We start from the raw sequence: 8648 nt of genomic DNA, 5'->3' as shown, positions 1-8648 counted from the left end.
CATGAACGCCGAGATAGATCCCGGTCCAGCTCCACTGCGGCAGCGGAACTCCCGGGAGCGGCGCGGCGCTGACCGAGGCTGCGCCGAGCCGGTAGTTGAGGCCGACCTTCACCAAGTGCGCGGTCTGGCCGATCGACACGTTCGATACGTCGCCGAACTGATCGGCCATCGTCAGTGAGCGATTGCCGAAATCTGCGTAGTTGTACTCGATCTTGCCCGACAGGCCCGGCAGGAAGGCGTATTCGACGCCGGCGCCGAGCAGCCAGCCGGTGCGCGTCTCGGACGCTTCAAGCACATTGACGAAGTTGCCGCTGACCATCCGGCGATTGACATCGGCCCAAGCGGCGCCGGCCTTGCCATAGAACAGTAAATCGCCTGCGGCGTAGCCGAAGCGTGCGGCCAGCGTCCACAGCTCATCGATCCTGCTGGTGCAGGCATAGGTGCCGCGCAGGCATCGCGCCAGGCCGTTGATGGAACCGAAGCTGGCATCGCCTTCGATGCCGAGCACGTAACTGCCGAACTGCGCGTTGTAGCCGCCTTGAATGCCGGCGATCGCATTGCCGCTCACGCCATGGCCGTAGAAGGCCTCTGCGGCCAGCGCGGCACCGCCGCCCGAGATGCTGTTCCAGGCGCTATCCGACGCGGCGGCGCCGACGTGGGTGCCGACGTAGAAGCCGGTCCAGTTCGTGACGGCAACTGCTGATGACGGAAACGGAGCAGACGGCAGATCGGCAGCGTGCGCGCCGCTGCATCCAACGGCCACGATCGACCACACACTCAGCCACGCTGGAACCTGCTTCATCGTGTCCCCCTCGCTCGAAAAGCGCACCACCCAATCCAGGGCAAACATGATTCTGTCAGGGAACTCTACGGTCACGCGCGCATGGTGACTGAGCAGAACACAACACAGTTCCGCAGCCGTACGCTGCCGCGCAAAACTCAGCGAAGGTTGTGAGCAGGGCTGGTCTCGGCACACTTAGGAAAGGTACGAGGCAGGACGATGCGGAACGGGATGTACTCAATTCACATCCGGATGCTCGACGGCATCCGCGCTCGTTCGAACGGCGTGATCCTGCTGCGCAATGGCCGGCTGCTCGGCGGCGATCCGTATTTCTTCACTACCGGCTACTACACCGTCGCCGACGGCCGCTGGAAAGGCGAGCTGCTGACACGGCAACACACACCTTACAGCGAGACGCCGGGGCGACCGCTGTTCTCCGGACACGACGTGACGACCGGGTTCTCCCGCAGCTTCGTTGATGATGAGTCCGAGGTGTTCGGCACGTCGCTGATCGGCAGCCGCAGCGTCAGCTTTCGGGCCACGCTACGGCTGCTGGTGACGGACTAAGCGGACGACGAACGTTCGTCGCCCTCGTCACGGGCGATGCGAACTACTTCTTCATCTGGTCCTTGGACATGCCATCTTTGGACATGGCATCCTTCTTCATGCCGTCCTTCGCCATCGTATCTTTCTTCATGCCGTCCTTGCTCATCGAGTCCTTGGCCATGGAGTCGTGAGCCATGCCGTCCTTCTTCTCCATCTTGTCCATCGCGTAGGCGGCCGGCGCCATCGCGAGGCTGGAGGAGAACGCGGCGACCATCAGGGCGAGAACGATGCGGGTGCGGGTCATGTGATATATCCTTGTCGAAATCGATCGGTGCGGCGACTGCCGCCCTCTTGCTCGACGGATTGGGAACCCGGCATGTTACGCCGCGCCGAAATAATTCTCGGTCGCAGCTATCCGGGACAACGGTGGTTCGGCACCGCAACAACACCCGCGCCGCACTGCAACTAACAAAACCTGTCGCAATCGGCCGGATCGCCGCCTCCCGCCTTGACCGCTCAGCGACCAATGCTTTAGCGATTCAAACAACAGAAAATGATCGGGAGAGAAACGATGCTGTCACGCCGCCACCTCCTCGTCTCCGCACTGGCAGCGCCCGCGGTCCTGAAATACGGGATCGGCTCGGCGCAGGCGGCAACGACGCTGAAGATCTCGCATCAGTTTCCCGGCGGCACCATCGACAAAGGCGACTTCCGCGACCGGCTGTGCCGCAAGTTCGCCGAGGAAATCAGCAAGCGCTCCGGCGGCGAACTAGTCGGCGAAGTCTATCCCGGCTCATCGCTGATCAAGACCAACGCGCAGTTCTCGGCGATGCGCAAAGGCGCGCTCGACCTGTCGCTGTATCCGATGCCTTATGCCGGCGGCGAAGTCCCGGAGACCAATATCGGCCTGATGCCGGGACTGGTCTCGACCTATGAGCAAGGCCTGTCGTGGAAGACCAAGCCGGTCGGCAAGGCGCTGACCGATTTCCTCGCCGACAAGGGCATCGTGCTGGTCACCTGGGTGTGGCAGGCCGGCGGCGTCGCCAGCCGCTCCAAGGCGCTGCTGTCGCCCGACGATGCCAAGGGCCTCAAGGTTCGCGGCGGCTCGCGCGAGATGGACATGGTGTTGCAGCAGGCCGGCGCCGCGGTGCTGTCGGTGCCTTCCAACGAAATCTACGCCGCGATGCAGACCGGCGCCTGCGATGCCGGCATCACCTCGTCCACCAGCCTGATCTCGTTCCGGCTCGAAGAAGTCGCCAAGCATCTGACCTCCGGCGCCGACGCTTCCTACTGGTTCATGCTCGAGCCGCTGATGATGTCCAAGGCGATCTTCGACAAGCTGCCGAAGAACCATCAGGACATCATCCTATCGGTCGGCGCCGAGCTCGAAGCGTTCGGCAAGCAAGGCGCGCAGGCCGACGATATCGAAGTCGCCAAGGTGTATGAGAAGGCCGGCGCCAAGGTCGACAAGCTTGACGCCGCCACGGTCGAGAAGTGGGCCGCGATCGCGCGCGACACCGCGTGGAAGGACTACGGCAAGAAGACCGCGACCTGCGCCAGCCTGCTCAAGCTCGCGACCGACGCGGCATGATGCACGGACCCGTGCCGGGCCAGCCGGACCCGACCAGCGCCGCGCAGCGCGAGACCGGCGGCCCGCTCGGCCATGTGCTGGCGCTGGTGAACCGCGCCATCCTGGTGCTCGCGGCGATCGCGCTGGTGGTCGCCTGCGGCATCCTCAGCTACAGCGTGGCGGTGCGTAGCCTGTTCCACAGCGCGACCTACTGGCAGGACGAGGCCGCGGTGTTTCTGTTGGTCGGCGCCACCTTCCTCACCGCCGCCTTCGTGCAAAGCCAGCGCGGCCATATCGGCATCGAGGCGTTCACCGGCCTGCTGCCGCCGGCGGTGAACCGCGTTCGCCTTTTTCTGGTCGACATCGCCAGCCTCGCCTTCTGCGGCTTCTTCGCCTGGAAATCCTGGACGCTGACGCATGAGGCCTATGTCGACGGCCAGGTTTCGAATTCGATCTGGTCGCCGCCGCTCGCCATCCCTTACGCGCTGATGGCCGCCGGCATGACACTGCTGTGCCTGCAGATCGCGGTGCAGATCGTGAACTCATTCGGCAGGATCAGGCGCGCGTGACAGTCCTCGGTATTGGTATCAGCTACGGCCTCGCCACGCTGGCGGCGATGTTCTCCGGCATGCCGATCGCGTTTGCGCTCGGCGCCGTCGCGCTGGTGTTCATGGCGATCTACATGCCGCACGCCTCGCTCGATACGGTGACGCAGAACGTCTACGAGGAGATGGCGTCGATCACGCTGCTGTCGATCCCGCTGTTCATCCTCAAGGGCGCGGCGATCGGCAAATCCCGCGCCGGCCAGGATTTGTACTCTGCTCTGCACGCCTGGCTGCATCGCGTGCCCGGCGGGCTCGGCGTCGCCAACGTGTTCGCCTGCGCGCTGTTTGCCGCGATGGCCGGCTCATCGCCGGCGACGTGCTCGGCGATCGGTTCGGCCGGCATCCCCGAGATGCGCAAGCGCGGTTATTCCGGCGGCTTCGCGGCCGGGATCATTGCGGCCGGCGGCACCCTCGGCATCCTGCTGCCGCCGTCGATCACCATGATCCTGTTCGCAGTCGCGGCCGAGAAGTCGCTCGGCCGGCTGTTCCTCGCCGGCATCGGCCCGGGCCTGCTGCTGGTGGTGCTGTTCGGCCTGTATGCGGTGGTTCGCTTCCGCCGCGAATATGCGCTGGCCAAAGAGCTGTACGACCAGACCGGCCAGACCTCGCCGATCCTCACCCGCGAGACCTACACTATGGCGCAGCGCTTCGGCGCGCTGCCGCGGGTGCTGCCGTTAGTCATCCTGCTCACCGGCGTGATGATCGCGCTGAACGGCGGCTACGCGACACCGTCGGAAACCGCAGGTCTCGGCGGCTTGCTGGCACTGCTGCTGATCGCGCTGATCTATGGGGTGTGGAAGCCTTCCGACCTGTCGCCGATCATGACCTCGACGGTGCGCGAGTCGACCATGCTGATGATGATCATCGGCATGTCGCTGCTGTACTCCTACGTGATGAGCTATCTGCACATCTCGCAGTCGGCCGCCGAAGCCATCGTGGCGATGCAGCTGCCGCGCTGGGGGCTGCTGGTGGCGATCCTGGCGCTGGTGGTGGTGCTCGGCTTCTTCCTGCCGCCGGTGTCGATCATCCTGATGACCGCGCCGATCATCCTGCCGCCGCTGCGCGCCGCCGGCTTCGACATCATCTGGTTCGGTGTGGTGATGACCATCGTGATGGAGATGGGCCTGATCCATCCACCGGTCGGCCTCAACATCTTCGTCATCCGCAACGTCGCCCCCGACATCCCGCTGTCCGAGGTGATCTGGGGCACGCTGCCGTTCGTGCTGCTGATGATGTTCGCGGTGCTGCTGCTGTGCCTGGTGCCCGGGATCTCGACCTGGCTGCCGGATCTGGTGATGGGGCCGGAGAGCGTGCGATGAGAATGTAGCCGTCACCCTGAGGTGCGAGCGCAGCGAGCCTCGAAGGGCGACGGCGGCAACGAGGCCCATCCTGCGAGGCTCGCCGCTGACGCGGCGAGCGCCTCAGGATGACGATGTGCCTGTGGCGTGTCTCTTCTTCGCATTCAGCGCATTGACGACGCGGCTGACCGGCGGGCGGCCGAGCAGTGCGGCGACGCTGTTGGTCGCGGCGATCAGCCTGTCCATGTCGACGCCCATCGGAACGCCCATGCCTTCCAGCATGTAGAGCACATCCTCGGTCGCGACGTTGCCGGTGGCGCCCGGCGCATAGGGGCAGCCGCCGAGGCCGCCGGCGGCGCTGTCGATCACGCGGGCGCCCTCTTCCAGTCCGGCATAGAGATTGGCGAGCGCCTGGCCGTAGGTGTCGTGGAAGTGCATGGCGAGCGACTGCATCGGGATCGCCTCGGCACAGGCGCGCAGCAGCTCGCGAACTTTCTTCGGCGTGCCGACGCCGATGGTGTCGCCGAGCGAGATCTCGTAACAGCCGAGATCCCACAGCGTGGTCGCGGCATCGACCACCGCCTGCACCGGCACGTTGCCGTCGAACGGACAACCGAGCACGCACGAGATGTAGCCGCGGACCTTGACGCCGTCGGCCTGCGCGCGCGTCAGCACCGGCCTGAACCGCTCGATCGACTCCGCCACCGAGCAGTTGATGTTGGCGCGCGAAAATCCTTCGGAGGCCGAGGCGAACACCGCGACGACCTGCGCACCGGCGGCGCGGGCGGCGTCGTAGCCCTTCTCGTTCGGCACCAGCACATGGAATTCGCCCGGCAGCTTGAGCGAGGCGCGCAGCACCTCGTCGGAGCCGACCATCTGCGGGATCGCCTTCGGCGACACGAACGCGCCGACCTCGACGGTCGACAGCCCCGCCGCAACCAGCGCCTCGACGAAGGCGATGCGATCGGCGACGCTGACCGGCGTCTTCTCGTTCTGCAGCCCGTCGCGCGGGCCGACTTCGACGATGCGGATGGTGTCGGTCATGCGCCCTCCAGGTATTACTTCGTCATGCCCGGCCATGTGCCGGGCATCCACGCCTTTCACCGGATCAACGCCCAAAGGCGTGGATGGCCGGGACGAGCCCGGCCATGACGGCGGTGGTTATTCCTCTGCATCCGGCTCGACTTCCGCGAGCTCGGCGCCTTCCTGGACGATGTCGCCGACCTTGCACTTCACGGCCGTCAGCGTGCCGGCGAACGGCGCGCGCAGGGTCTGCTCCATCTTCATCACTTCGAGCGTGAGGATCGGCGCGCCCTTGTCGAGCTTGGCCCCGGCTTCGGCGAGCAGCGCCACCACGGTGCCGGGCAGCGGTGCGACGATCTTGTCTTCGCCGGTCTGCTCCTCGCTCTCGCCGCCGAACGGATCGACCAGGTGCAGCTCGAACCGTCCATGGCGCGTCCGCACGTATAGTTCGGCGCCATCGATCAACGCCTGCACGCGCGAGCGCGTTTCGTCGAGGGCCACATCGATGCCGTCGCCGGCAGCGGTCCAGGCGAAGGCAAGCTCGCGGCCCGCGATGCTCAGCGCCGACGTGCCGCCGCCATAGGTGAGTTCGATCTTGTGTTCGGTGTGCTCATGCCCCTGCCCGCGGCGGAACAGGAACGAGCGCTTGCGCCGGCCGACCGGCATCCAGCCGGACGTCCGCCACGGCGAGGCGCCGTCGGCCTTGGCAGCTTCATCCTCGCCGCGCAGGATCGCCGCAACCGCGGCGGCGAGTTCGAGATCGCCGAGCGCGTTCGGTGCCGCGGTGAGCGCTGCGAGATGGCGCTCGATGAAGCCGGTATCGATCGCGTTGGCGCGCACCTCGGGATGCGTGATCAGCGCCGATAGAAACGGAATGTTGGTAACGACGCCGCGGACATCGGTCTCGTTGAGGCCGCGGTCGAGCCGGTCGATCGCCGCCTGACGGGTCGGCGCCCAGGCGATCACCTTGGCGAGCATCGCATCGTAATACGGCGACACGCTGTCGCCGCCGCGATAGCCGGCGTCGATCCGCAGGCCGTCGACCTCGGCCGGCGTCCGCCAGGTAGTGATCCTGCCGACCGATGGCATGAAGTTCTTCGCCGGATTCTCGGCATAAACCCGCGCCTCGATGGCGTGGCCGTTGAGCCGGAGCTGATCCTGCTTGAGCGGCAGCGCTTCGCCGAATGCGACGCGAAGCTGCCATTCGACGAGGTCGACACCGCTGATCAGTTCGGTCACCGGATGCTCGACCTGCAGGCGGGTGTTCATCTCGATGAAGAACACGTCCTTGCCGTCGGAGACGAACTCGATGGTGCCGGCGCCGACGTAGTTCACCGCGCCTGCCGCGCGCCGCGCCGCGGCACAAACCGTCTCGCGCTGCGCGGCGTCGAGCGTCGGCGACGGCGCCTCCTCGATCACCTTCTGGTGGCGGCGCTGTAGCGTGCATTCGCGCTCGAACAGCGACACCAGATTGCCGTGGCTGTCGCCGACGATCTGCACCTCGATATGGCGCGGATTGTCGACATAGCGCTCGATCAGCAGCGTATCGTCGCCGAATGCCGCCTTGGCCTCGCGCTTGGCACTGACGATCGCGGCGGCAAGTTCGTCGGCCTTGCGCACCACCCGCATGCCGCGTCCGCCGCCGCCGGCCGAGGCTTTCACCAGCACCGGAAAGCCGATCTTGTCGGCAGCGCCTGCGAGCGTCGCCTCGTCCTGCGCCGCGCCGTGATAGCCCGGCACCAGCGGCACGCCGGCCTTTTCCATCAGCGCCTTGGAGCCCGATTTCGAGCCCATCGCGGTGATCATCTCCGGCGTCGGCCCGACGAATACGAGGCCTGCATCCGCGCAGGCCTGCGCGAACTCGGCGCTCTCGGACAGGAAGCCATAGCCGGGATGCACCGCCTCGGCGCCGGTCTGCTTGGCAGCCTGGATGATACGTTCGATGTTCAGATAGCTGTCGCGGGCCCGCGCCGGGCCAAGCAGCACGGCCTCGTCGGCCTCGGCGACGTGCTGCGCACCGGCGTCGGCTTCGGAGTACACCGCGACAGTGCGGAGGCCCATCGCGCGCGCGGTGCGGATGACGCGGCAGGCGATCTCGCCGCGGTTAGCGATCAGGAGCGTGCGGAAGCGACGATACAGGGCGGTGCTGGTCATCATCAGATCCTGATCATCACATCCGGAACAGGCCGAACTTGGTCGGCTCAATCGGCGCATTGCTCGACGCGGATAGTCCAAGGCCCAGCACCAGCCGCGTGTCGGCGGGATCGATGACGCCGTCATCCCACAGCCGCGCGGTCGCGTAGTACGGGCTACCTTGCGTCTCGTATTGCGCGCGGATCGGCGAGCGGAATTCCTCCTCCTCCTCCGTACTCCACGCGCCGCCCTTGGCCTCGATATTGTCGCGGCGGAGCTGGCTCAGCACCATCGCGGCCTGCTCGCCGCCCATCACCGAGATCCGCGCGTTCGGCCACATCCACAAGAAGCGCGGCGAATACGCCCGTCCGCACATGCCGTAATTGCCGGCGCCGTAAGAGCCGCCGATCACCACGGTGAACTTCGGCACATTGGCGGTGGCGACCGCGGTCACCAGCTTGGCGCCGTCGCGGGCGATGCCGCCGGCTTCGTACTTCTTGCCGACCATGAAGCCGGTGATGTTCTGCAGGAACACCAGCGGAATGCCGCGCTGGCAGCACAGCTCGATGAAATGCGCGCCCTTCAGCGAGCTTTCGCTGAACAGGATGCCGTTGTTGGCGATGATGCCGACCGGAAAGCCCCAGATATGCGAAAAGCCGCACACCAGCGTCTGGCCGTACAGCTTCTTGAAC

General features: G+C 66.0%; 9 protein-coding genes. 4 read left to right on the top strand and 5 right to left on the bottom strand.

Features of this window, described 5'->3' with window-relative positions:
• A partial coding sequence (locus tag DYI24_RS15410) for an outer membrane protein (RefSeq protein ID WP_349627784.1) occupies nucleotides 1–976 on the bottom strand: 976 nt, incomplete at its 3' end.
• Nucleotides 977–1033: 57 nt separating this feature from the next.
• Here DYI24_RS15410 and DYI24_RS15405 point away from each other — a divergent pair.
• The gene (locus tag DYI24_RS15405; protein ID WP_246701272.1) at nucleotides 1034–1348 is read left to right on the top strand and encodes a hypothetical protein; all 315 of its coding nucleotides are present in this window, start codon (nucleotides 1034–1036) and stop codon (nucleotides 1346–1348) included.
• A gap of 43 nt (nucleotides 1349–1391) precedes the next feature.
• Here DYI24_RS15405 and DYI24_RS15400 read toward each other — a convergent pair whose 3' ends face one another.
• Nucleotides 1392–1631, bottom strand: coding sequence for a pentapeptide MXKDX repeat protein (locus DYI24_RS15400; RefSeq protein ID WP_164572914.1), 240 nt, complete (start codon nucleotides 1629–1631; stop codon nucleotides 1392–1394).
• Nucleotides 1632–1898: 267 nt separating this feature from the next.
• Here DYI24_RS15400 and dctP point away from each other — a divergent pair, with 267 nt between their 5' ends.
• The 3 genes from dctP to DYI24_RS15385 are packed head-to-tail and all read left to right on the top strand — an operon-like array spanning nucleotide 1899 to nucleotide 4821.
• Nucleotides 1899–2918: a TRAP transporter substrate-binding protein DctP gene (gene dctP / locus DYI24_RS15395; protein WP_107344528.1), complete on the top strand. Its 1020-nt coding sequence runs from the start codon at nucleotides 1899–1901 to the stop codon at nucleotides 2916–2918.
• Complete coding sequence (locus DYI24_RS15390; protein ID WP_164572913.1) at nucleotides 2915–3466, top strand: TRAP transporter small permease; 552 nt, start codon at nucleotides 2915–2917, stop codon at nucleotides 3464–3466. The genes dctP and DYI24_RS15390 overlap by 4 nt, the downstream gene beginning before the upstream one ends.
• A complete protein-coding gene (locus DYI24_RS15385) occupies nucleotides 3463–4821 on the top strand; it encodes a TRAP transporter large permease (RefSeq protein WP_164572912.1) in 1359 nt (452 codons plus the stop codon). Before DYI24_RS15390 ends, DYI24_RS15385 begins: the two co-directional genes overlap by 4 nt.
• A 102-nt stretch (nucleotides 4822–4923) precedes the next feature.
• Here the strand turns inward: DYI24_RS15385 and DYI24_RS15380 are convergent, their stop codons facing one another.
• From DYI24_RS15380 to DYI24_RS15370, 3 genes are all read right to left on the bottom strand, one after another.
• Nucleotides 4924–5844 (bottom strand): hydroxymethylglutaryl-CoA lyase, encoded by a 921-nt coding sequence (locus DYI24_RS15380; RefSeq protein WP_164572911.1) that lies wholly within the window; start codon nucleotides 5842–5844, stop codon nucleotides 4924–4926.
• A 117-nt stretch (nucleotides 5845–5961) separates the two neighbouring features.
• The gene (locus tag DYI24_RS15375) at nucleotides 5962–7977 is read right to left on the bottom strand and encodes an acetyl/propionyl/methylcrotonyl-CoA carboxylase subunit alpha (RefSeq protein ID WP_164572910.1); all 2016 of its coding nucleotides are present in this window, start codon (nucleotides 7975–7977) and stop codon (nucleotides 5962–5964) included.
• 16 nt (nucleotides 7978–7993) lie between these two features.
• The coding region (locus tag DYI24_RS15370) for a carboxyl transferase domain-containing protein (RefSeq protein WP_283810863.1) at nucleotides 7994–8648 on the bottom strand (655 nt) is incomplete at its 5' end.

The organism is Rhodopseudomonas sp. BR0C11 (assembly GCF_010820945.1).
GTDB lineage: Bacteria > Pseudomonadota > Alphaproteobacteria > Rhizobiales > Xanthobacteraceae > Rhodopseudomonas > Rhodopseudomonas palustris_H.
The sequence above is the reverse complement of the archived record's forward strand: the minus strand, read 5'-3'. Positions and strand labels throughout refer to the sequence as shown.

What these genes read in the sequence shown, in the direction of transcription:
- DYI24_RS15405 (WP_246701272.1), top strand. Translation starts at nt 1,034, where the DNA reads ATGCTCGACGGCATCCGCGCTCGTTCGAACGGCGTGATCCTGCTGCGC.
- DYI24_RS15400 (WP_164572914.1), bottom strand. Translation starts at nt 1,631, where the DNA reads ATGACCCGCACCCGCATCGTTCTCGCCCTGATGGTCGCCGCGTTCTCC.
- dctP (WP_107344528.1), top strand. Translation starts at nt 1,899, where the DNA reads ATGCTGTCACGCCGCCACCTCCTCGTCTCCGCACTGGCAGCGCCCGCG.
- DYI24_RS15390 (WP_164572913.1), top strand. Translation starts at nt 2,915, where the DNA reads ATGATGCACGGACCCGTGCCGGGCCAGCCGGACCCGACCAGCGCCGCG.
- DYI24_RS15380 (WP_164572911.1), bottom strand. Translation starts at nt 5,844, where the DNA reads ATGACCGACACCATCCGCATCGTCGAAGTCGGCCCGCGCGACGGGCTG.
- DYI24_RS15375 (WP_164572910.1), bottom strand. Translation starts at nt 7,977, where the DNA reads ATGACCAGCACCGCCCTGTATCGTCGCTTCCGCACGCTCCTGATCGCT.